Here is a 23,446-nt window from a genome sequence, read left to right as displayed (position 1 = left end):
GGTCAGCGCCCGCGGGCGACCGCTCGTTCGTACACGGCGATCATCGCCGCGGTGCGCGAAGACTGGCGGAAGCGCTCCGCAATCGTCGGGTCGACCTCGACCGGGGTGCCGGCGGTGATGTCGGAAGCCGCGCGGCGCAGGGTCTCGGCGAGGGCGGAGGTCGTGGCATCCGGAACCGCCCACACACCCGCCCCCAGTTCGGACGCGATATCGGGGTCGCTGACCACGGCCGGGGTCCCGAGCGAGGCCGCCTCGAAGACCGTCATCCCCTGCGTCTCGAACCCGATCGAGGTCTGCACGACAGCGTCGGCGGCGGCCAACCGGGCCAGCGTCTCGGCGTAGCTCAGCCGCCCGGAGAAGACCACGGATGCCACCGGCCCGGTCTCGGCGACGAGCTTCTGCGCCGCGCGGAGTTGCCCGCCGCCACCGATGATCTCGACGTCGGCGTCGATCCCCGACCGGGCGACCGCCTCGAGGAAGGGCAGGAGACGCTTTTCGGGGCTCATGCGTCCGAGCCAGACGAAACGCGGCTTCCCGGGGCGGCGGGCCTCGGCACCGACGGCGAGGGCGGCGTCGAGGAGGTCATCGTCGATGCCGTTCCACACGACGTCGACTCCCGCGTCCCGCGGGACGACACCGTGCTGTTCGAGCCGTCGCGCGAAGTGCGCGGAGGGCGCGGTGATCGCGCGGGACAGCCCGGCGAAGCGGCGGAGGTACGCCCAGCCGCCGGCCGATTCCGCGGCGGGAACGGCGGTCGCGGAACCCGCAGAATCGCGCGGACCTCGCGGATTCTCACCCGAGGACTGCGAGATCACCGCACTCCTCCGAGTTTCCGGTCCGCGCAACGCGCGCCGCGCCCAGGAGTTCAGCACCCGCAGCACGAGCGACGGGAACGGCGCCGTCGCCTCGATACCGACGTCGACGCGGTTGTGCATCGTGTGGACCACGGGCAGGCGATGCCGGGCCGCGAATCGGTGACCGATGAACGCGCCCCAGAAGTCACCCTGGACGTGCACGACGTCGACGGGCAGGCGCGCACCGAGTTCGGCATCCACGAACCGGTCCGTGCGGGCACCCGGCCAGGTCAGCGCGTACTCGCGATCGGGCGTGATGGCGAGCGAAGGGAGATCGACGTAGGCCCCGTCATCGGGCGCGGGCCGGTGCATGCGCGGAGCGACGACCGTCACGACGTGGCCGGCGCGCTCGAGGAACCGCTTCTGCAGCCGCATCGACACCTGCGCGCCGCCGAGCGACTCGAGGTGCTGATCGGCGAACATCACCACGTGCACGTGGTCACTCCGGGATCGGCTGTCCGCGGTACAGCGCCTCGAAGGTGTCGAGGGTGCGGCCGATGTCGTGCACGATGACACCGTCGAGCGAGGCCTGCTGCATGCGCCGCCGCTCTTCGGGGTCGGCGGTCAGCACGTCGGTCAAGCGAGCCGCCAGCTCCTCGGCGTTGCCCGGCTCGAACAGGTAGCCGTTCTCCCCGTCGTGCACGAGGTGCGGCAGTGCCACGGCGTCGGCCGCGACCACGGGGAGACCGGATGCCATGGCCTCCATCGTCGCGATCGACTGCAGCTCCGCGATCGACGCGATGGCGAAGACGGTCGCCCGCGTGTACAGCGAACGCAGCTCCTCTTCGGAGGTGTGGCCGTGGAAGATCACGCGGTCGGCGAGACCCAGCTGCTCGGCGAGCTGCTCGAGACTGCGACGCTGGTCGCCGCCCCCGACGATGTCGAAGGTCACGTCGAGCGCGGGGTCGAGCATCGCGAGCGCACGCAGCACCACGTCGATGCCCTTCTCGGTCGTGAGACGGCCGACGAAGAGGACGCGGCTCGCCTCGCGAGGCCCGAGATCGGGCGTGTAGTTGGAGCGGTCGATCCCGCACGAAATCGGAATGACGCCCCGGATCCCGATCGTCGATTCGAGGAAGTCGGCAGCCCGGCGAGTGGGGGTGGTCACCGCGCGGGTCATCGCGAACGTCCGCGCCGCATCTGCCCAGGCGAGCTTGACGAAGATGCGATCGAGGAAGTCGGGGAGGGTCGTGAAGTCGAGGATGTTCTCAGCCATGACGTGGTTGGTCGCGATGACCGGGATGCCGCGCGTGCGCGCTTCGCGGGTGAGCCCACGACCGATCACGATGTGCGACTGGATGTGGACAACGTCGGGCTTCACCTGGTCGAGCACCTGACGCGCGTAGTGCTTGGCCCGCCACGGGAGCACGAACGTCAGCCAGTCGTGCGGGAGGAAGCGGTAGGCGGGGAGCCGGTGCATAGTCATCGGCTCCCCCTCGATCACCTCGGTGAAGGTGCCCGAGTGGCTGTGCCCGATGCTCGGGGCGGCGACGTGCACGTCGTGCCCGCGGGCGACGAGCCCCGCGGCGAGACGCTCCGCGAAGCGGGCGGCACCGTTGACGTGGGGGAGGAAGGTGTCGGCGCCGATGAGGACGGTCAGGGGACGGTCAGCGGGCGCGTCGACCGGACTGTCGTCCGGCGTCGGATCGGAGGGCGTCGCAGGAGTGGTCACGGGTGGTGAGGCCTATCTGAGCGGCGGAAGCGGGCGCGCGGGGCGGGATCGCACGGCGCGTCCACTGTACCTGAGGCGCTTTTGCACACCCCGAAGGCACCCCCGGTCAGGGCTGTTCAGGGGCAAGCGCCCTCAGGACTCGACGCCCTGAACAGCTCCCTGCGCGTCGGCACGCGCGTCGGCATCGAGCTCCGCCGTGGCGGCGTTCTGGAACTGCGACTGGTAGAGACGCCAGTACGCGCCGTGCTGGGCGATGAGCTCGTCATGGGTGCCCTGCTCGACGATGTCGCCATGCTCCATCACGAGGATGAGATCGGCGTCGCGGATGGTCGAGAGACGGTGCGCGATGACGAACGAGGTGCGTCCCTCGCGCAGAGCCGCCATCGCCTGCTGCAGCAGCGACTCGGTGCGGGTGTCGACCGATGAGGTGGCCTCGTCGAGGATCAGCACGGATGGGCGGGCGACGAACGCGCGCGCGATCGTGATGAGCTGCTTCTCACCGGCCGAGACGTTCGCCGCGTCCTCGTCGAGCACGGTGTCGTACCCGTCGGGCAGCGAGTGCACGAACTGGTCGACCCGTGTGGCCACGGCAGCCTCGACGATCTCGTCGTCGGTGGCGCTCTCGCGCCCGTAGCGGATGTTGTCGCGGATCGTGCCGGCGAACAGCCAGGGATCTTGCAGAACCATGCCGGTGCGCGAGCGAACGTCGTCGCGGCGGAGGTCGGCGATGTCCTGTCCGTCGAGCAGGATGCGACCGGAGTCGAGCTCGTAGAACCGCATGACGAGATTGACCAGCGTCGTCTTGCCCGCGCCGGTGGGCCCCACGATCGCCACCGTCTGCCCAGGCTCGACGCGGAAAGACAGATCCGTGATGAGCGGGCGCTCCGGCGTATAGGCGAACGCGACGTTCTCGAACTCGATGACGCCGCGACCGTCGACCGGGCGCGGGGCGTCGGCGGCATCCGGCTCCTGTTCCTCGGCGTCGAGCAAGGCGAAGACGCGCTCGGCCGAGGCGGTCCCCGACTGCACGACGGCCGCCATGCCACCCAGCTGCGACAGCGGCTGCGTGAACTGCTGCGAGTACTGGATGAACGCCTGCACGTCGCCGAGGCGGAGCTGACCGCCCGCGACCATGAGACCGCCGAGCACCGCGATCCCGACGTAGGTGAGGTTTCCGACGAACATCATGCCCGGCATGATCATGCCGGAGAGGAACTGGGCCCGGAAGCTCGCCTGGTAGAGCTCTTCGTTCTCGACCTCGAACTTCTCGCGGGCGTCTTTCTCTCGGCCGTAAACCTTGACCAGCGCGTGGCCCGAGAACGACTCCTCGACGCGGGCGTTGAGACGCCCGACCTTCTTCCACTGCGTGCCGAACGCCTTCTGCGACTTGGGGCCGATCACGCCGAAGATGATCGCCATCAGCGGCAGCGAGACGAGCGCCACGAGCGCGAGCTGCCAGGAGATCGTGAACATCATGATCAGCACGCCGACGACCGTGAGCACCGAGGTGAGCGCGCTCGAGAGCGACTGCTGCATCGTCTGCGTGATGTTGTCGATGTCGTTCGTCACGCGCGAGATGAGCTCCCCCCGCTGCACCTTGTCGAAGTACGACAGCGGCAGGCGGTTGATCTTCGCCTCGACGTCTTCGCGCAGACGCCACATCGTGCGCACCATGATCACGTTGATGACGTAGCCCTGGATCCACGACAGCAGGGACGAGCCGACATAGATCGCGAGGACCGCGACGATGACCAGGCGCAGAGCGTCGAAGTCGACGCCGGCGCCGACCTGGAAGGTGTCCATCGCGGCGACGACGTTGGCGAACTCGTTCTGTCCGCCCGACTGCAGTGCTTGGACGACGGCGTCTTTCGACGTGCCCGCGGGGAAGCTCTGCCCGAGGGCACGCGACACGGCCCCCTCGAAGATGATGTTCGTCGCGGTACCGAGCACTCGCGGCGCGAGGACCGCGAGCACGACCCCGAGCGCCCCGAGGAGCGAAACGACGGCGAAGGCCCACGCGTGCGGGCGCAGCAGCCCGATCAGGCGGCGGAAGCTCGCGCCGAAGTTCGCGGCCTTGCCGGGGGCGACGCTGTCCCAGTCACCGGAGTTCAGCCGGGCCTGCTCGGCGAGCTCGAACTCGGCGCGCTCTTCTTCGGTCAGGGCGTCGGGAGTGCTCACGCTTCCACCCCCAGCTGCGACTCGACGATCTCGCGGTACGTGGCGCTCGTCTCGAGCAACTCCTCGTGCGTGCCGAGACCGACCATGCGGCCGTCTTCGAGAACCACGATGCGGTCGGCGCCGGTGATGGTGGACACGCGCTGGGCGACCACGATCTTGGTCACCTCGGGCAGCTCGTCCCACAGGGCTTGCCGAAGGCGCGCGTCGGTGCTGAGGTCGAGCGCCGAGAACGAGTCGTCGAAGACGAGGACCGCCGGTCGGTGCACGATGGCGCGGGCGATGGCCAGACGCTGACGTTGCCCACCGGACACGTTCGTGCCGCCCTGCGAGATGCGCCCCTCGAGCCCGCCCTCCATCGCTTCGACGAAGTCCCGACCCTGCGCGATCTGCAGCGCGTGCCAGAGCTCGTCGTCGGTGGCGTCTTCGCGCCCGAAGCGGAGGTTGGATGCCACCGTGCCGCTGAAGAGGAAAGGCCGCTGCGGCACCAGACCGATACCCTTCCACAGCACGTCGAGGTCGGCCTCGCGCACGTCGACGCCCCCGACGCGCACGGCACCCGCCGTCACGTCGAACAGGCGCGGGATGAGCGAGACGAGAGTGGTTTTCCCCGCCCCCGTGGAACCCACGATCGCGACGGTCTCACCCGGCTTCGCTGTGAAGCTCACGCCCGCGATCACCGGCGACTCGGCGCCGGGGTACGCGAAGGCGACGTCGTCGAAGGCGACCGAGCCCGGTGTCGGGAAGACGCTGACGGGGTTCTCGGGGCGCTCGAGGGTCGAGTGACTGTCGAGCACTTCTCCGATGCGCTCGGCCGAGACGGCGGCGCGCGGAATCATCACCGTCATGAAGCTCGCCATGAGCACACCCATGAGGATCTGCGCGACGTACTGCATAAACGCGAACAACGTGCCGATCTCGACGGAGCCGCTGTCGACCTGGATGCCGCCGAACCAGATGACCCCGACCACCGTGACGTTGAGCACGAGCATGGCGAGCGGGAACAGGAGGACGAACAGCGAGCCGACCTTGCGGCCCACGATCATGATGTCGGTGTTGGCCTCGCGGAAGCGCTCTTCTTCGATGCGCTCACGCACGAAGGCGCGGACGACACGGACACCGGTCAGCTGCTCGCGCATGACGCGGTTCACGGCGTCGAGCTTGGACTGGTAGCTGCGGAACAGCGGCACCATGCGGGCGATGATGAGGCCTGCGGCGATCAGGAGGGCCGGGACCGAGACGCCGATCAACCAGCTCAGCCCCACGTCTTGCTGAAGGGCCATGAAGATGCCGCCGATCGCCAGCAGCGGCGCGCTGACGAGCATGGTCGCGCCCATCATCGCGAGCATCTGCACCTGCTGCACGTCGTTGGTGTTGCGGGTGATGAGGGAGCCCGCGCCGAACTGCGACAGCTCGCGCTCGCTGAAACCACTGACCTTCACGAACACGTCGCGACGGATGTCACGGCCCGCTGCCATGGCGGCACGGGCGGCGAAGTACGTGGCGATGACCGACGCGGTGATCTGGCCGAGCGAGATCACGAGCATGATCATGCCGCGCGACCAGATGAAGTTCGTGTCGCCGCGAGCGACGCCCTGGTCGATGATGTCGGCGTTGAGACGCGGCAGGTACAGGGATGCCATCGCCGCGGCGAACTGGAAGACCAAGAGCGCGACGAGCAGCCAGCGGTACGGCGCGAGATAACGGACGAGGAGTTTTCCGAGCACGGGGCCCTCCGAGGGCGAGTCGATCACGGTCGCGATGACCGTGACTCCAGCCTGGCACGGACCTCCGACATCGGCATGCCCCGGGTCAGGAAGTCGGGAGTGGGGCCGGTCAGCGCGCGACGAGCGGCGCCGCCACGCGACGCCCGTCCTTCCATACGCCCGCGGTCAGCGGCATCCCGGGTCGATACGCGAGGTGCGTCGCCGACGGCGCATCGAGCAGGTGCAGGTCGGCGCGGTGCCCCACCGCGATCGAGCCCACGGCACCCTCGCCCGTCGCACGCCCGAGCGCGATCGCGCCGCCCCGGGTGGCCGCGCGCACGGCCTCGGCGACGCTCAACCCCATCTGCAGCACCGCCGTCGCGACGCAGAACGGCATCGAGCTCGTGTACGAGGTCCCGGGATTGCAGTTCGAGGCGATCGCGACCTCGACCCCCGCATCCAGCAGCTCCCGGGCGGGAGCGAGCGGCGCGCGCGTCGACAGGTCGCACGCCGGCAGCACCGTCGCAACGGTGGAGCCTCCGGCGAGCGCGTCCAGGTCGGCATCCGAGACGAAGTTGCAGTGGTCGACGCTCGCCGCGCCCAGCTCGACCGCCAGCCGGATCCCCTCGCCGTGACCGAGCTGGTTGCCGTGCACACGCAGCCCCAGCCCCGACGCCCGGGCGGCCAGAAGCACCTCGCGTGACTGCTCGGGGCTGAAGGCCCCGCGCTCGCAGAACACGTCGGCCCACGAGACGAACGGGAGGACCGCGTCGAGCATCGGTCCGCACACCTCGTGGACGTAGTCGTCGGCGTCGATGCCTGCGGGCACGAGGTGCGCTCCGAGGAAGGTCGCGTCATCGGCCTCGGCCGCGGCGATCCGGGCGCTCCGCTCCTCGCTCGCGAGGTCGAGTCCGTAGCCGGTCTTCGTCTCGATCCAGGTCGTCCCCTGCGCGCGCGCCTCGCGGACGCGCGCGGCGACGAGAGCGGCCAGCCGTTCATCGGAGGCCTCGCGGGTGGCATCCCGCGTCACCGCGATCCCGCCCGCGGCGTAGCTCTGACCGGCCATGCGCGCCTCGAACTCGGCCGTCCGGTCGCCGTCGAAGACGAGGTGGGTGTGCGAGTCGACCCAGCCGGGAAGGAGCGCCCGGCCGTCGGCGTCCACGCGCTCGTCGGCCGCGGGCGCGTCGGACGCCGAACCGATCCAGGCGATGCGGTCGCCGTCGATGACCACCGCGGCATCGCAAAGCACGCGATCCTCGTCGTCGACGGTCATCAGCTCGCCGATGCGGGTGATGAGGGTGCTCACGGTGTCATCGCCTTTCGCAGCAGGTCGCCGACCGGACCGAGGTCGGTGTGCGCGCCGTCTGCGGCACGCTCGCGTCCCCCGATGATCACACGGGTGACGTCGTGCGCGGTCGCGCTCAGCACGAGCTGGCCGGGGTCGCTCCCGGCGGTGCGGGCGCTGGTCTCGTCCACGACGAGGAGGTCGCAGGGCTCCCCCACGGCGATCCGCCCGACCGAGCGACCGACGGCCGCGGCGCCGCCCCGCGTGAGCGCGGCGACGAGCTCGGCGGGCGCGAACCGGCCGCGGCGACCCGATGAGAGCCGCTCGCCGTGTTCGAGCGCGCGGGCCTCGAGCAGCGGGTCGACGACGGCGTGCTGATCGGTGCCGAGCGCGAGGCGCGCTCCCGCGTCGGCGAGGCGCCGTGCGGGACCGACGCCGTCGCCGAGGTCTGCCTCGGTCGTCGGGCACATCACGATCGTGGCGGTCGCCGCCCCGAGGGCGGCGATGTCGTCGTCGGTGAGGTGGGTGGCGTGCACGGCCGACAGCCGCGACGACAGCAGACCGCTGCGTGCGAGCAGGGCCGTCGGTGTCAGCCCGGTCTCCTCGAGACAGGCGGCGTTCTCGGCGGGCTGCTCCGACAGGTGCACGTGCAGCGGGATCGCCGGATCCAGCTCGGCGCCGATGCGCTCGAGGGCGGCGACGGGCACCGCGCGCACCGAGTGCACGGCCGCGCCGACCACGACCTCGGGATGCTCGGAGCCGAAGACCTCGCGCAGCGCCGACAGACGAGCGAGCCAGGCTGCGGCATCCGTGTCCCCGAAGCGTTGTTGCGCGGGTTCGAGAGGCTTCCCGAAGCCGCTGGAGAGGTAGCACGTGTCGAGGAGGGTGAGACGGATGCCGGTGGCCTCCGCCGCGCGCGCGAGCGCGCGCTCCATCGCGTGGGGAGGGTCGTACGGCGAGGCGTCGGGCGCGTGGTGCACGTAGTGGAACTCGGCGACCGAGGTCCAGCCCGCGGCCACCATCTCGGCGTAGACCGCCGTGGCGACGCGCTCGCACGACGCGGGATCGAGGCGTCCGGCCTCGCGGTACATCAGCTCGCGCCAGGTCCAGAAGCTCCCGCCGTCGCCGTGAGTGCGCCCGCGGAGCAGCCGGTGGAAGGCGTGGGAGTGGGCGTTGACCGCGCCCGGCAGCACGAGTCCGTCGAGGCGGTGGTCATCGGCATCCGGGATCGCTCCGGTCTCGACGGAGGTGATGAGGCCCGCGGATGCCGAGATGCGCACGCCCGCAGCCACGGCGTCGCCGACCCACGCCCGCGGCGCCCAGAAGCGCGTCACGAGAGCAAGTCCTGCAGGACGTCGGCCAGGGCGGTGGCCGACGCGTCGGCGTCGGCGTCGGTCACGTACTCCTCCGGCGAGTGCGAGATACCGGAGGGGTTGCGGACGAACAGCATGCCGGTGGGGACGGCGCTCGAGAGGATGCCCGCGTCGTGCCCGGCCCCGGTGCGGAGGTGGGGAGCGTCGGCGAGGGCGGTGCCCAGACGACGGGCGAGCATCGGGTCGAACCCGACCGTGGGGCTCCACGACTCCTCGACGAGCACGGCCTCGCAGCCGCGCGCGGTGGCGAGCTCGACGCACGAGCGCTCGATGTCGGCGACGAGACGGCGGGTGACGTCGTCGTCGGGATGCCGGGCGTCGATCCAGAAATCGACCGACGACGCGATGACGTTGGTGCCGCCGGGCACGGGTTCGAAGCGGCCGACGGTCGCGCGCGCGTCGTCGACGGCACCGGCGAGCTCGGCGATCCGCCCGACCATGCCGGCTGCGGCGACCACCGGGTCGCGGCGGTCGGCCATGAGCGTGGTGCCGGCGTGGTTGCCCTCGCCGCGCACCGACACCTTGAAGCGACCGTGTCCGAGGATCGACTCCGCGACAGCGAAGGGACGGTCGAGGTCGATCAGCCCACGGCCCTGCTCGACGTGCAGCTCGACGAAGACGCCGATGCGGGCGAGCGTCTCGGGGTCGGGGCCGATCCTCGCGGGGTCGATGCCGCCCGCGGCGAAGACGTCGGCGAGCGTGTCGCCCTCGCGATCGGTGAGGCGCCGTGCCGCATCGGGAGAGAGAGCGCCGGTCAGTAGCCGCGAGCCGAGGCAGGCGACGCCGAAGCGCGAGCCCTCCTCCTCGGGGAACACCGCGATCGCGAGGGGCTTCGCGGGGGTGACCCCGCGCTGACGCAGCACCTCGACCGCGGCGAGCGCAGCCGCGATCCCGAGCGGACCGTCGAACGCCCCGCCGCCGGGCACCGAGTCGAGGTGGCTGCCGGTGACCACGGCATCCGGTCCCGGACTCCCCCACCACGCCCACAGGATGCCGTTGCGGTCGACCTCGACGTCGAGTCCGCGCGCCTCGGCCTCGGCGAGGAACCACGCACGGAGGTCGCGCTCGGCGGTCGAGAACACCGGGCGGGCGTAGCCGCCGCTGCGGGCCTCGCGGCCGATGCCCGAGATGGCGTCGAGGAGGGAGGTGACGGGCGTCATGGATCAGCGTCCTTCGAAGGTGGGGGTCTCGCGGGCGCCGAAGGCGCGCATGCCCTCGGCGCGGTCGGCGCTCGCGGCGATCAGAGCCGACAGCGCGCGCTCGTGCGCGACGGCCGCACCGAGGGGCATCTCGAAGCCGGCGAGCACGGCGCTCTTGATCATCGCGGCGGCCACGGGCGCGCCCTGGGCGATCTCCGCCGCGGCGGCGCGGGCGGCGTCATCGACCTCGGCGGACGCGACGGCGCGGCTCGCGATGCCGAGTCGCGTGGCCTCGGCCCCGTCGATGCGACGGGCGGTGAGCAGCAGGTCGAGGGCGGCGGCCTTGCCGACGGCGCGCAGCAGCCGCTGGGTACCCCCAGCCCCGGGGAGGATGCCGAGGCGCACCTCGGGAAAGCCGAGCACGGCGTCGTCGGCGATCACCACGACGTCGCACGCGAGGGCGAGCTCGAGTCCGCCCCCGAGGGCGTATCCCCGCACGGCCGCGACGAGGGGCGTACGGATCGCGGCGACGGCATCCCAGTGCTCGCTGAAGCCGCTGCGGTACAGCTCGACGGCTCCGGCCGAGCCCAGGTCGCCGAGGTCGGCGCCGGCGGCGAACGCGCGTTCGTCTCCGGCGATCACGATCGCACGGACAGCCGGGTCGTCGTCGAAGCGACGGAGCGCGTCGACGAGGGCGCCGAGGGTCTCGGCATCCAGCGCGTTGCGCTTCTCGGCGCGATCGAGGGTGATCGTGGCGATAGCGCCCTCGGCACGGACGCGAACCCCGCTCATCGCCGCTTCTCCGTGATCAGACGAACGAGCGAGTCGCGATCCGTGCGGGCACGGTCGGCATCCGCGGGAGTCCACGGGTAGAAGCCCCGGCCGCTCTTCGCGCCGAGGTGACCCTCGGCCACCAGGTCGGCGACGGTGCGGGGCACCCCGCCCGCGGCATCCAGGTCGGACATCAGGATGCCGGAGACCTTCTCGACCACGTCGAGTCCGGCCAGGTCCATCAGGCCGAGCGGGCCGAGCGCCGACCAGCGCGGGGCGAGGGTCGTGGACACGGCGCGGTCGACGTCGGCGACGGTGGCGATGCCGCCCTCGACGAGCGCGATGGCTTCGCGCAGCAGCGCGTACTGCAGACGGTTGACGACGAAGCCCGGCACGTCGCGATCGACGACGATGCTCTCGCGGCCGATGTCGGCGCAGAGCTCCTGCACGGTCGCCACGGCGGCGTCGGAGGTGCTCTCTCCGCGCACGATCTCGATGAGCGGCATGACGGTGGGCGGGTTGAACCAGTGCAAGCCCACGAGGCGCGTCGGGTCGGCGAGCGCTGCGGCGATCTCGGTGATGCGCACGCTGGAGGTGTTGGTGGTGAGCACCGCGTCGCTCGCCACGAGCGGCTCGATCCGCGCGAAGATCTCGCGCTTGAGGGCGAGGTCTTCGGCCACGCTCTCGATGACGAGCGCGGCACCGTGGGCTGCCTCGTCGATGTCGGTCGTGGTCGTGAGGCGTTCCGCCGCCGTGGTGTCGTGCGCCGCGACCAGCTCCCGCGCCGCCTCGAGCGTCGAGGTCGTGCGGGAGAACAGCCGCACCCGGCGGCCGTGCGCGGCGAGGACGGCGGCGATGCCGGCGCCCATCGTCCCCGCGCCGAGGACGGCGACCGGACCGTGGCCGGCGACCGGGCCCTCGCCCCCGGCCGACGAGAAGCGCGACGCGGGCGCGGAGGATGCGCCAGATGCGCCGCTCACGCGACCACCCCCGCTGCGCGCAGACGCGCGATCTCGTCGGCCTCGAGCCCGAGGTCGTCGGCGAGGACGCCGTCGGTGTGCTGGCCGAGGGTCGGCGCGGGCGTCTGCGCCGCGGCATCCGTTGCACTGAACCGCACGGGCTGCGGCACGACGGGGACCGTCCCGGCGACCGGGTGCTCCACGCTGCGCACGAGGCCGCGGGCGCGGGCGTGCTCGCTGCCGGCGAGTTGGGCGACGTCCCAGATGGGGGCGGCGGGAACGCCCGCCGTCTCGAGCTCCGTGACGGCCTCATCGACCGTGCGGACGCTCGTCCAGACCTCGATCTCGGCGCGCAGCGCGTCCTGGTGCGCGAGACGGGAGGGATCGGTGGCGAAGCGGGGATCGTCGAGCAGGTCGGCGCGGCCGAGGGCGTTCGCGAGCCGCACGAACAGCGCATCGTTCGCGACCGCGATCACGAGATGACCGTCGCTGCACGGGTAAGCGTCCATCGGCGCACTGATCGGGTGGGCGTTCCCCAGTCGCGCGGGAGCGGGGGCGCCGGCCAGCACCTGGGAGAGCGCGACCATCTGCAGCGAGAACATCGCGTCGAGCATGGCCACGTCGACGTGCTGCCCCTGACCGGTCTGGGCGCGCTGCAGGAGCGCGGCGAGAGCGCCGAAGGCGCCGTACATGCCCGCCACCACGTCGCCCACCGCATCGCCGACGCGGGTCGGGGGCCCGTCGGCCCACCCGGTGGCCGACATGATCCCGCCCATGGCCTGAACGATGTGGTCGTACGCGGGACGGTGAGACAGGGGCCCGGTCTGCCCGAAACCCGAGATGCTGACGTACACCAGGCCGGGATTGAGCGTGCGGACGCTCTCCCAGTCGATGCCGAGGCGGGCGGTCACGCCGGGCCGGAAGTTCTCCACGAGCACGTCCGCGTCGGCGATGAGACGGTGCAGCAACGTGCGTCCCTCGTCGGACTTCAGGTCGAGGGCCATCGACCGCTTGCCGCGGTTGACGAGCATGAAGTAGCTGCTCTCGCCGCCGATGTGCGGCGTGAAGTGCCGCGAGTCGTCTCCCCGACCGGGCACCTCGATCTTCGTCACCGTCGCGCCGAGGTCGGCGAGCATGGAGGCGCAGAGCGGTCCCGCGAGCACGCGCGAGAGATCGAGCACGCGGATGCCGTCGAGCGGTCGGACGGCGCCCTCCGGGGGCGAGGTGTCAGTCGGCACGGGGGTCTCCTTCTGGAGCGGTGGCGGCGGTCGGGGCCGCAGCGGCCGGGGCGGGGACGGCGGAAACGGTGGTGGTGTCGGCGACGACCCGGCCCAACGTGCCGTCGGTGACGAGACTCGTCACCGCGTCGATGTCGGGGGCCATGAGCCGGTCGGTGTCGCGCGGGGCGACACGCTCGCGGATCGCGGCGTGCGCGCGGCCGGTTCCGGTGCCGGCCGCGAGCGGCGCGTGGAAATCGAGGGCCGCCGCGGCGCAGAGCAGTTCGATCGCGACGATGCGCTCGGCGTTCGTCACGGCCTGACGCGCCTTGATCGCCGCGGTGGTCCCCATGCTCACGTGGTCCTCCTGCCCCGCGCACGTCGGCACGGTGTGCACCGACGCGGGGGCGGCGAGCGCGCGGTTCTCGCCGGCGAGGGCGGCCGAGACGTACGGCGGGATCATGAAGCCCGACATGCCGGGGGCTCCGGATGCCAAGAACGCCGGCAGTCCGCTCAGGGCGGCGTGCGTGAGACGGTCGGCGCGGGCCTGCGACATCGTGCTGACTTCGGCGACGGCGATCGCGAGGGTGTCGAGGGCGAGGGCGACGGGGGCGCCGTGCCCGTTGCCGCCGGGGAGGGCGATGAGTTCGTCGTCCTCGATCACGAAGACGGGGTTGTCGGTGACGGCGTCGATCTCGGTCTGCACCGCGGCCTCGACGTAGGCGAGCGCATCGCGCACCGAGCCATGCACCTGAGGGATGCAGCGCAGACTCAACGCGTCCTGCAGGCGATGGTCACGGTTCGCCGCGAGGATCTCGCTGCCCTCGAGCAGGGCGTTCAGGCGCCGGGCGGTCTCGATCTGGCCGGGGTGGGGGCGCAGGGCCTGCAGGCGAGGGTCGTACCCGCGGGTGTTGCCCCGCAGCGCCTCGAGCGACATCGCCCCGGCGAGGTCGGCGACGTCCACCAGGGCGCGCGCCCCGGCCACGGCGAGCGCGCCGATGCCGGTGATCTCGTAGGTGCCGCTGATGATCGCGTGGCCCTCGCGCGCCGCGGGGACGAGGGGCGCGATCCCGGCCCGCTCCAGCGCGGTGCCCGCGGGGAGCCGCTCACCCCCGAACCACGCCTCGCCCTCGCCGAAGGCGACGAGACCGATGTGGGCCGTGGCGGTGAGGTACCCCACCGATCCCTGCGAGGGCGCCACGGGGGTCACCCCGCGGTTGAGCATCTCGACCAGGGTCGTGACGAGAACGGGACGGATGCCGCTGTGCCCGCGTGACAGCGCCCGCACGATCGCGGCTGTGATGGCGCGCGTCGCCGGTTCGTCGTGCGGCGCACCGACGCCGCTGGCGTGGCTGCGCAGCATCCCGAGCTGCACGTCCGCGACGTCGGGCTGGACACCGGCGACCTTATAGAGGTCACCGACGCCCGTCGTGAGACCGTAGATCTGCTGCCCGGAGGCGGCGAGACCCGCCAGGAGGAGGTTGGTCCGCTCGACCGCGGCGAGCGCTTCGGGTGCGACTCGCAGGGGTGCTCCGTGAGCGACGGCGACGAGTTCGTCGATGGTGGTCGAGCCGAGCCCGAACACGACCTCCTCCCGGCCGCGCATCAGGCCTCGACCTTGTCGGCATCCAGCATCGGCACGCGCACCCCGCGTTCGCGGGCGACCTCGATCGCGCGGTCGTAGCCCGCGTCGACGTGACGGATGACGCCCATGCCGGGGTCGTTCGTCAGCAGGCGCTGAAGCTTCTCGGCGGCGAGCGGCGTGCCGTCGGCGACCGAGACCTGACCGGCGTGGATCGAGCGACCGATTCCGACGCCGCCGCCGTGGTGCAACGACACCCAGGTGGCACCGGACGCGGTGTTGATGAGGGCGTTCAGGATGGGCCAGTCGGCGATGGCATCCGATCCGTCCGCCATCGCCTCGGTCTCGCGGTAAGGCGAGGCCACGGAGCCCGAGTCGAGGTGGTCGCGACCGATCACGATCGGGGCCGAGATCTTGCCCTCGGCGACGAGCTCGTTGAAGCGGACCGCGGCCTTGGCGCGGTCGCCGTAGCCGAGCCAGCAGATGCGGGCGGGGAGGCCCTCGAACTCGACGTGCTCCTGCGCCGCCGTGATCCAGCGCTTGAGCCCCTCGTTCTCGGGGAAGAGGTCGAGGATCGCCTGGTCGGTGACGGCGATGTCGGCGGGGTCTCCCGACAGCGCCACCCAGCGGAACGGACCGAGGCCTTCGCAGAACAGCGGCCGGATGTACGCGGGGACGAAGCCGGGGAAGGCGAACGCGTCGGCGTAGCCGCCCTGCCGAGCCTCGTCGCGGATCGAGTTGCCGTAGTCGAACACCTCGGCGCCGCGCTTCTGGAACTCCACCATCGCCTCGACGTGACGCGCCATCGACTCCCGCGAGCGCACGGTGAAGCCTTCAGGATCGCGGGCCGACTCGGTGCGCCAGTCCTCGAACGCGATTCCGGCGGGCAGGTAGGCGAGCGGGTCGTGCGCCGAGGTCTGGTCGGTCACGATGTCGACGGGCACCTCGCGCCGCAGCAGCTCGGGCAGCACCTCGGCACTGTTGCCCACGAGCCCCACCGAGAGGGCGCGCCCCTCGGCCTTCGCGGCCAGCACGCGCTCGAGAGCGTCGTCGAGGTCGGTGGTGACCTCGTCGAGGTAGCGCTTGCCCTGGCGACGGCGGAGGCGCGTCTCATCGACGTCGACGATGAGCACGACGCCGCCGTTGAGGGTGACCGAGAGGGGCTGAGCCCCGCCCATGCCGCCGCAGCCGCCGGTGACGGTGAGGGTGCCCGCGAGGGTGCCGCCGAAACGCTTACGCGCCACGGCCCCGAACGTCTCGTACGTGCCCTGCAGAATGCCCTGCGTCCCGATGTAGATCCACGAGCCGGCCGTCATCTGGCCGTACATCATGAGCCCCTCGGCCTCGAGGCGGCGGAACTCGGGCCAGGTGGCCCAGTCGCCCACGAGGTTGGAGTTGGCCAGAAGCACGCGCGGTGCCCACACGTTGGTGCGGAACACCCCCACGGGCTTGCCCGACTGCACCAGCAGCGTCTCGTCGTCGTCGAGGTCGGCGAGGGTCGCCACGATCGCGTCGTAGCTCGCCCAGTTGCGGGCGGCCTTCCCCGTGCCTCCGTAGACGATGAGGTCTTCGGGCCGTTCCGCGACCTCGGGGTCGAGGTTGTTCATGAGCATCCGCAGCGGGGCCTCGGTCTGCCAGCTCTTGGCTGTCAGCGTCGTCCCTCGCGGCGCGCGCACCGCGCGGCTTCCGGTCATCTCGGTGTCTCTCTTTCTGGTGGAGCGGGGAATCAGGCGCCGAGGTCGTGGGCGCTGATCCATTCGGCGGCGACGTCGTCGAGGCTCTGCTGGTCGTCGAGCTTGGCGTTCATGTCGATGAGGTCCTGCGTGGTGAGCGCGGCGGAGACCTTGTTGAGCACCTCGGCGACCTGATCGGTCTTCTTGTCGGCCGCCATGATCGGAACGATGTTCTGGGCGGGGAAGAGGTTGAGGTTGTCTTCGAGAGCGACGAAGTCCTTCATGGCGGGCGACGTCGAGTACATGTCGGCCGCCTGGATCTGGCCGTTCGAGAGGGCCGCGATGGTCAGCGGGCCACCCACGTCGAGCGCCTTGAACTCCTTGAACGTCAGGCCGTAGACCTCCTGCAGACCCTGGACGCCCTCGTGGCGGGTCGGCCACTCCGGGGGCCCGCCGAGGACCATCTCGGCCGCGTAGGGCTTGAGGTCTTCGATCGTCTTCAGGTTGTACTGCGCGGCGGTGTCTTTGCTGACCGCGAGCACGTCGGAGTCCTGCGCCTCCGACGGCGTCAGCATGGTGATGCCCTCGGGCAGCGCCTTCTCGAGGGCGGCGGCCACGTCGGCCGAGCTCGAAACGCCGGAGTCGCCCTTGGTCAGGTAGCTCAGGGTCGCACCCGTGTACTCGGGGAGCATGTTGATGGACCCGTCGAGGAGCGCGGGCATGTACACCTCGCGGCTGCCGATGTTCAGCCGCGTGGTCGCCTCGACACCGGCTGCGGTGAGCGCCTGCGCGTAGATCGTCGCGAGCAGCTGGCTCTCGGGGAAGTCGGCCGAGCCGATGACGATGCTGCCGGCCGGGGCCGATTCGTCTGTGCCCGACGAGAGGGGGTCACCGCCGGAGGAGCAGGCGGAGAGGGCGAGGGCGGCGACGGTCGCGAGGGCGGCCGCCGCGGCGAGGCGGGTACGGATCATGAGGGTTCCTTTCGGCGTGCAGGGCACGGTGGGGAAAAGCGATGGTGCGGGTCGGGTGGTGCTTTCGGAAAGGTAGGGGTTCAGGAAGCGGGGACGGCGGCGCGACGAACGCGCAGGGGGATGCGCGAGGTGCGACGGTCGAGGCCCGGGGAGACGAAGACACGGGAGGCCACGGCGAGCAGCAGATCGACCACGAGCGCGAGGATCGCCACCAGCAGCGCGCCGACGAGCATCTTGTCGTAGTCGTTCTGCGCGCGGCCGTCGATGATGAGTCGGCCGAGACCGCCGAGCGAGACGTACGCGGCGATGGTCGCCGTCGAGATGACCTGGAGGGTCGCGCCACGGAAGCCGGAGATGATCAACGGCAGCGCGCACGGCACCTGCACCGAGAACAGCACCTTGAGAGGTCGGTAGCCCATGCCGACCGCGGCGTCGACGGCGGCGGCATCCACCGCTCGGATCCCGGCGTACGTGTTCGTCATGATCGGCGGGATCGCGAGGAGGACGAGCACGATGATGCTGGGGATCACGAACGCGAGGTCGGAGGTGATCAGCGGCGCGACGATCATGACGAGCAGCACGATCAGACCGAGCGTCGGCAGAGCGCGCAGCGCGTTGGCGAAGCCGGCGATCAGGACGACGCCCCGGCCGGTGTGACCGACGTACAGACCGGCGGGGACACCGATCGCTCCCGCGATGAGGAGCGCGACGGCGGTGTAGACGAGGTGCTGGCCGACGAGCACCGGGATGCCACCGGAACCCGTCCAGTTGTTCGGGTCGAGCAGGTAGTCGATCACGCGTGTGCTCCTCTCGGGGTCCACGGGGTCATCAGGCGCGCGAGCAGCAGCACGAGACCGTCGAGCACGAGCGCCAGGACCAGGCACAGCACGATGCCGACGAGGATGGGCGTGAGGAAGCGCAACTGCGCCCCCTGGGTGAAGAGCAGCCCGAGCTGCGGCGTGCCGATGAGCGCGGCGATCGAGACGACACTGACGTTGGAGACGACCGCGACGCGCAGGCCCGCGGCGATGACCGGTACGGCCACCGGAAGCTCCACCGACAGCAGGCGGTGAAGGGGGCGGTAGCCCATGGCATCCGCCGCCTGCAGGGTCTCGGGCGCGACGGAGTCGAGTCCGTCCGACACGGTGCGGACGAGGAGGGCCAGCGTGTAGACGGTGAGGGCGACGACGACGTTGAGCGGGTCGAGGATGCGCGTGCCCAGCACCGAAGGCAGCAGCACGAAGAGAGCGAGCGAGGGGACCGTGTACAGCAGGCCGGTGATGCTCAACAGGCCGGTCTTGAAGACGCCGCTGCGTTGCGCGGCCCAGCCGAGCGGCAGCGCGAGGAGGAGCCCGACGACGACGGGGACGACGGAGAGCGCGACGTGCGAGCCCAGGAGCCCGAGGATGGTGTCGCTCTCGCGCAGCACCCACTCGAGATTCACGCCGCCGCTCCCGCGTCGAGCTCGGGGATCATCGCCACGACGGCGGCCGCGGTGACCGAGCCGGCCACGGCTCCCGCGTCGTCGACGATCACACCGCGACGGCTGGGGGCGCTCAGCGCCGCGTCGAGCACCTGGCGCAGGGTGCCGCCGCGCGGGGCGACGGTACCGGCGAGATTGAGGTCGGATGCCGCGATCGGGGCGGTCAGACGGTGGGTCTCGACCCATCCGAGCGGACGACGTTCGTCGTCGACGACGAGGAGCCAGTCGTCATCGGTCGCCGCCCGAGCCTCGGTCGCCGCCGCACCGAGCGTGACCGTGGGCTCTGCCGTCAGCGGGAGGTCGGCGACGGAGCGGAAGCCGAGAGAGCGGTATCCCCGGTCGCGCCCGACGAAGTCGGCGACGAAAGCGTCGGCGGGACTCGTGAGCAGTTCCTCGGGGGTGGCGACCTGGGCGAGGCGGCCGCCCGTGCGCATGACCGCGACGTAGTCGCCGAGCTTCAGCGCCTCGTCGATGTCATGGGTGACCATGACGATCGTCTTGCCCTCTTCGCGTTGGATGCGCAGGAACTCTTCTTGCAACTGCGCGCGCACGACGGGGTCGACCGCACTGAACGGCTCGTCCATCAGCATGAAGGCGGGGTCGGCGGCGAGAGCCCGGGCGACGCCCACGCGCTGCTGCTGACCGCCCGAGAGCTGCCAGGGGTACCGCGAGGCGAACGAGGTCGGCAGCCCGACGCGCTCCATCAGCTCGAGGGCGCGGCTCCGCGCGGCAGCGCCCGAGACCCCGGCCAGTCGCGAGGTCGTGGCGATGTTGTCGACGATCGTGCGGTGCGGGAAGAGCCCCGCGTGCTGGATGACGTACCCGATGCGGCGGCGGAGCGCCGCGACGTCCATGCGAGCGGTGGACTCTCCGTCGAGCAGGATGTCGCCCGAGGTCGGCCGGATGAGGCGGTTGACCATGCGCAGCGAGGTCGTCTTGCCGCACCCCGAGGGGCCGACGAGGATGGTGAGCTTGCCGGTCGGCGCCACGAGCTGCAGGTCGTCGACGGCGACGGCGTCGCCGTAGCGTTTCGTGACGTTCTGGAAGGTGATCATCGGGAGCGCTCCTCGGTGGCGGCGGGCAGTTCGGGGTGCGCGAGAATCGACCGGCTCTCGGTGACCAGCAGGCGCCCGACGCTCGCGTTCTTCACGTCGGTGGTGCGGTAGCTGGGGACGACGACCGAAAGGGACGCCACGACCCGGCCTCCCACGACGATCGGCGCGGCGATCGCGGTGACGTCGTCCTCGACGCCCTGCGTGACGACGATGTAGCCGGCGTCGCCGGTCTCCCCCTCGAGCACGGCGCCGGCGGCGGAGCCGTGGAGCGGAATGCTGCGTCCGACCCAGCTCGCGTGGCGGATGGAGTGGGTGCCCTCGACGATCGCGATGTACAACGCCGTGTCGCCGGCACCCCGGACGGCGAGATAGCAGGACTCGCCCGTCTCTGCCACGACCCGGGCGAGCGCAGGCTCGGCGAGCGAGACCAGGGAATCGTTCGACAGGGCGAGAGCGCCGAGCTGCACGATGCGCGCCCCCGCGGCGTACCGGCCATCCGCGACGCGGCGGACGAATTCTTGAGCCTCGAGCGTGCGCAGGAGCCGCAGCGCAGTGCTGGCCGACAGGTCGGCGGCCCGGGCTGCATCGGCCAGCGTGATCGGTCCGGAATCGCAGACGGTCCCCAAGAGCGACAGCGCCCGATCAACGGTGCGGGTGGGTGTTTCGGCCATGCGTCCTCCCTTCGTTGCGAGTGACGTTATTCGGCCGCTGTTACACGGTCCGGCCGTTCATGTTTCCAGTGAGTAAAACGCTATTGCCACCAAATGGCAATACTTCGCCGGGTACGGTGTCGATATGCCCCGCGTGATCCGTCGTTTCGCCGAGGTGACCCCGGCGCCGTGGCGCAACGGTCGAGGACAGACGTGGGGACTGTGCGAAGACAGCGGCGACGCCTGGCGACTGAGCGTCGCGCAGCTGACGGCCCCCGCCGTGTTCTCGAGCTTCCCCGGCATCCGGCGCACTCTCGTGCCCTGGGGCGGCGACATCCGCCTCGAGATCGACGGGCGGGTGGGCGACACCCGCCACGGCGATGCCGTGCGGTTCTCCGGGGAGGCGGATACACGCCTGATCGCGCTCGATCAGCCCTGCCACGCCGTGAACCTGCTGGCATCCGGCCGCGAACCGACCCTCCTCACGGTCGCCGCGGGCACACGGTTCGACGACGAGACGATCGTTCTCGTCACGGAGACGACGGAGCGTGCCGCACGCTTCGACGTGATCCAGCTCGCCCCCGACGAGCCCCTGCCGTCGGCGGGGGTCGCGGTGCGCTTCGACGGGGAGTGACCGAGCGAGCCTCGACTTCTAGGCTGGACGCATGTCACGACTGCAGGCCGACGCTCCCGCCGACCGCTGGGTGCCCGTGACGGGTTCCCTCGGCTTCCGTGGCCGCCGCCACCGCAAGGCCGCCATCGGCATGCTGCTGAACCAGGCGAACACCGCGGCGGGGTCGACGCCCCGGCCGGGCGGGGGCGCGTTCGCGTGGGTCCTGAGCCAGGCGGCGCCCTTGCTCATGCGCCGCGCCGCCGGGCGCGTGCTCGTGTGGGTGTGGAAGAGCGACCCGGAGCTGCTCGTCGTGATGGCGCAGCTGCAGGAAGCCACGCCGCAGCTGCGGACGGCGCGCGCGATGATGCCGATGGAGTACGACGACACCGAGTCGTTCCGCGGCACCTACCTCGGCGTCGGCGAAAAGCTCGCGATTCCGCTGCCGGCCGACGCCAAGACGCCGCCGTTCGCGACGTACACGTGGGACACCGGGTCGCACTTCGTGACCGTCACCGCGGTCTGCTCCGACCGCGAGCGCTTCGGCACCGTGATCGGCGCCGTCGACGACGTCGCGCGGACGATCCGCATCGTCGACGACCTGAAACTCGGCGAATCACCGGCCGTTCTGCGCCTCGATCCCGCCTGATCCGGCCCCGCGTCACGAGAACAGGCGGCGCCTCTCAAACAGGCTCGTGGGGGCGACATCGCCCTGCCCCCGTCGCGCGCCCTGTTCTCGTCGCGCCTCTGCGCGTCAGTCGCCGTGCACGTCGCGCGGACGCCACAGCACGACCTCGGTCGCCCGGCGGACCCGGGCACCGTGCGGCAGGGTCACGACCGAGCCGGTCGCTCCGGCCGCGAAGACGCGCGCCCCCGGCCGGGATTGACGCTCGGCCAGGAGTTGGCGTTCGAGGTCGCTCACCCGACGCGACAGGTCGTGCACCTGCTGTTCGAGGGTCAGCAACCGGGCGATCGCCGGGAGGCTCATGCCCTCGCTCGACAGGCGGGCGACCTCGCGCAGTTGCTGGACGTGCCGGCTCGAATAGCGGCGCGACCCGCCCTGGGTGCGCGCCGGAACGACGAGTCCGAGCCGGTCGTACTGCCGCAGCGTCTGCGGGTGCATGTTCGACAGCTCGGCGGCGACGGCGATGGCGAAGATGGGGGAATCCTCATCGATCTCTCGGTCGGCCACGTCTTCTCCTCTCGCTCGTGCCGTCGTCCGGGGTCCCGGCATCCGTTCGTTCCGGATGCCGCGACCCCGGCACGGTGATGTCTCTACCGCGCCTTGGCCATCAGGTCGGCGCGGGGGTTCTCTTTCGGTTCGAGCTCGTGGAACCGCTCGAGGGCCTCGCGGGCGGCGTCGTCGAGGTGCGCGGGGACTGCGACCTGGACTTCGGCGAGCAGGTCGCCGGTGCCCTTGGAGGTCTGGATGCCACGCCCCTTGACGCGCAGGACGCGTCCGGACGGGGTGCCGGGGGCGACCCGCAGCCGGACGGGCTCTCCGCCGAGCGTGGGCACCTCGATGGTCGCGCCGAGCGCCGCCTCGGTGAAGGTGACGGGGACCGTCACCCGCAGGTTGAGGCCGTCGCGCGTGAAAACCGGATGCGGACGCACCGCGACGGTCACGACGATGTCTCCGCTCTCACCGCCGTCCGGCGACGGACGTCCCCGGCCGCGCAGCCGGATCTTCTGTCCGTCCGAGACACCGGCCGGGATCTTCACCTTGAAGGGCTTGTTGTCCTCGCCCTGGAGGGTGATCGTCTCGCCCTTGGCCGCCGTGACGAAGTCGATCGTCGTGCGTGCCGTGACGTCGGAGCCGCGCTGAGGACCGCCGAAGCCGCGATAGCCGCCCGTGGTCTGACCGAACCGGCCCGACCCGAAGCCGCCACCCTGCTGCTCGAACATCGAGAACAAGTCCTCGAAGCCGGCGGCGCCACCCGCGGTCCCGCCGCGCTGCTGACCGAAGCGGCTGAAGACGTCGTCGAAGCCCCCGCCGCCACCCGTTCCCGGAGCCGAGAAGCGCGCCCCCGAGCCCATGGCCCGGATCTGGTCGTACTCCTCGCGCTGCTCGGGATCGTTGAGCACCGAGTAGGCCTCGCTGATCTCCTTGAATTTGGCCTCCGCCTTGGCGTCGCCCGGGTTCGAGTCGGGGTGGTACTGGCGCGCGAGCTTGCGGTAGGTCTTCTTCAGATCGGCCGCGCTGACGCTCTTGTCGACACCGAGGACCTTGTAGAAGTCCTTGTCGAACCAATCCTGACTCGCCATGTGTCC

The 23,446-nt window shown here is 71.2% G+C and carries 21 protein-coding genes; 2 read left to right on the top strand and 19 right to left on the bottom strand.

Going from position 1 to position 23,446, the window contains the following annotated elements; all coding sequences use genetic code 11:
* Positions 1–2 precede the first annotated feature (2 nt).
* The 17 genes from PIR02_07020 to PIR02_06940 all read right to left on the bottom strand — a co-directional run bounded on the left by PIR02_07020 (position 3) and on the right by PIR02_06940 (position 20,586).
* Positions 3–1,289, bottom strand: coding sequence for a glycosyltransferase (locus tag PIR02_07020; protein WZH38413.1), 1,287 nt, complete (start codon positions 1,287–1,289; stop codon positions 3–5).
* Positions 1,290–1,293: 4 nt separating this feature from the next.
* Complete coding sequence (locus PIR02_07015) at positions 1,294–2,526, bottom strand: glycosyltransferase (protein WZH38412.1); 1,233 nt, start codon at positions 2,524–2,526, stop codon at positions 1,294–1,296.
* A gap of 132 nt (positions 2,527–2,658) precedes the next feature.
* Positions 2,659–4,704 carry an ABC transporter ATP-binding protein gene (locus PIR02_07010; GenBank protein WZH38411.1) on the bottom strand — a complete coding sequence of 682 codons (2,046 nt, stop codon included), beginning with the start codon at positions 4,702–4,704 and terminating at the stop codon, positions 2,659–2,661.
* Positions 4,701–6,428 (bottom strand): ABC transporter ATP-binding protein, encoded by a 1,728-nt coding sequence (locus tag PIR02_07005; protein ID WZH39090.1) that lies wholly within the window; start codon positions 6,426–6,428, stop codon positions 4,701–4,703. The genes PIR02_07010 and PIR02_07005 overlap by 4 nt, the downstream gene beginning before the upstream one ends.
* Positions 6,429–6,537: 109 nt before the next feature.
* The gene (gene hutI, locus PIR02_07000; protein WZH39089.1) at positions 6,538–7,680 is read right to left on the bottom strand and encodes an imidazolonepropionase; all 1,143 of its coding nucleotides are present in this window, start codon (positions 7,678–7,680) and stop codon (positions 6,538–6,540) included.
* Positions 7,681–7,709: 29 nt separating this feature from the next.
* Positions 7,710–9,026 (bottom strand): formimidoylglutamate deiminase, encoded by a 1,317-nt coding sequence (locus PIR02_06995; GenBank protein ID WZH38410.1) that lies wholly within the window; start codon positions 9,024–9,026, stop codon positions 7,710–7,712.
* The gene (locus tag PIR02_06990; protein ID WZH38409.1) at positions 9,023–10,225 is read right to left on the bottom strand and encodes an allantoate amidohydrolase; all 1,203 of its coding nucleotides are present in this window, start codon (positions 10,223–10,225) and stop codon (positions 9,023–9,025) included. The genes PIR02_06995 and PIR02_06990 overlap by 4 nt, the downstream gene beginning before the upstream one ends.
* Before the next feature lie 3 nt (positions 10,226–10,228).
* Positions 10,229–10,996, bottom strand: a complete 768-nt coding sequence (locus tag PIR02_06985) for an enoyl-CoA hydratase-related protein (protein WZH38408.1) — start codon at positions 10,994–10,996, stop codon at positions 10,229–10,231.
* Entirely contained in the window at positions 10,993–11,955 is a 963-nt protein-coding gene (locus PIR02_06980) for a 3-hydroxyacyl-CoA dehydrogenase family protein (protein WZH38407.1), read from the bottom strand. Before PIR02_06980 ends, PIR02_06985 begins: the two co-directional genes overlap by 4 nt.
* On the bottom strand, positions 11,952–13,172 hold the full coding sequence (locus PIR02_06975; protein WZH38406.1) for a CoA transferase: 1,221 nt from the start codon (positions 13,170–13,172) through the stop codon (positions 11,952–11,954). The genes PIR02_06980 and PIR02_06975 overlap by 4 nt, the downstream gene beginning before the upstream one ends.
* Positions 13,162–14,757: an aromatic amino acid ammonia-lyase gene (locus PIR02_06970; GenBank protein WZH38405.1), complete on the bottom strand. Its 1,596-nt coding sequence runs from the start codon at positions 14,755–14,757 to the stop codon at positions 13,162–13,164. The genes PIR02_06975 and PIR02_06970 overlap by 11 nt, the downstream gene beginning before the upstream one ends.
* Positions 14,757–16,490, bottom strand: coding sequence for a urocanate hydratase (locus PIR02_06965; protein WZH38404.1), 1,734 nt, complete (start codon positions 16,488–16,490; stop codon positions 14,757–14,759). The genes PIR02_06970 and PIR02_06965 overlap by 1 nt, the downstream gene beginning before the upstream one ends.
* On the bottom strand, positions 16,460–17,377 hold the full coding sequence (locus PIR02_06960; protein ID WZH38403.1) for an ABC transporter substrate-binding protein: 918 nt from the start codon (positions 17,375–17,377) through the stop codon (positions 16,460–16,462). The genes PIR02_06965 and PIR02_06960 overlap by 31 nt, the downstream gene beginning before the upstream one ends.
* 80 nt (positions 17,378–17,457) lie before the next feature.
* A complete protein-coding gene (locus PIR02_06955) occupies positions 17,458–18,174 on the bottom strand; it encodes an ABC transporter permease subunit (GenBank protein ID WZH38402.1) in 717 nt (238 codons plus the stop codon).
* On the bottom strand, positions 18,171–18,821 hold the full coding sequence (locus PIR02_06950; GenBank protein ID WZH38401.1) for an ABC transporter permease subunit: 651 nt from the start codon (positions 18,819–18,821) through the stop codon (positions 18,171–18,173). The genes PIR02_06955 and PIR02_06950 overlap by 4 nt, the downstream gene beginning before the upstream one ends.
* Complete coding sequence (locus PIR02_06945) at positions 18,818–19,915, bottom strand: ABC transporter ATP-binding protein (protein WZH38400.1); 1,098 nt, start codon at positions 19,913–19,915, stop codon at positions 18,818–18,820. Before PIR02_06945 ends, PIR02_06950 begins: the two co-directional genes overlap by 4 nt.
* Entirely contained in the window at positions 19,912–20,586 is a 675-nt protein-coding gene (locus PIR02_06940; GenBank protein WZH38399.1) for an IclR family transcriptional regulator C-terminal domain-containing protein, read from the bottom strand. The genes PIR02_06945 and PIR02_06940 overlap by 4 nt, the downstream gene beginning before the upstream one ends.
* Positions 20,587–20,710: 124 nt before the next feature.
* On the opposite strand from PIR02_06940, the gene PIR02_06935 reads away from it, so the two are divergent.
* On the top strand, positions 20,711–21,199 hold the full coding sequence (locus PIR02_06935; GenBank protein WZH38398.1) for a HutD family protein: 489 nt from the start codon (positions 20,711–20,713) through the stop codon (positions 21,197–21,199).
* Positions 21,200–21,230: 31 nt separating this feature from the next.
* Positions 21,231–21,824: a hypothetical protein gene (locus PIR02_06930; protein ID WZH38397.1), complete on the top strand. Its 594-nt coding sequence runs from the start codon at positions 21,231–21,233 to the stop codon at positions 21,822–21,824.
* A gap of 105 nt (positions 21,825–21,929) precedes the next feature.
* Here PIR02_06930 and PIR02_06925 read toward each other — a convergent pair whose 3' ends face one another.
* Together PIR02_06925 and PIR02_06920 are read right to left on the bottom strand one after the other, a co-directional pair.
* Positions 21,930–22,367 carry a MerR family transcriptional regulator gene (locus tag PIR02_06925; GenBank protein ID WZH38396.1) on the bottom strand — a complete coding sequence of 146 codons (438 nt, stop codon included), beginning with the start codon at positions 22,365–22,367 and terminating at the stop codon, positions 21,930–21,932.
* An 83-nt stretch (positions 22,368–22,450) separates the two neighbouring features.
* Entirely contained in the window at positions 22,451–23,440 is a 990-nt protein-coding gene (locus PIR02_06920) for a DnaJ C-terminal domain-containing protein (protein WZH38395.1), read from the bottom strand.
* Between the last annotated feature and the right edge of the window lie 6 nt (positions 23,441–23,446).

The sequence above is a fragment of the Microbacterium enclense genome, from assembly GCA_038182865.1.
GTDB lineage: Bacteria > Actinomycetota > Actinomycetes > Actinomycetales > Microbacteriaceae > Microbacterium > Microbacterium enclense_B.
The sequence above is the reverse complement of the archived record's forward strand: the minus strand, read 5'-3'. Positions and strand labels throughout refer to the sequence as shown.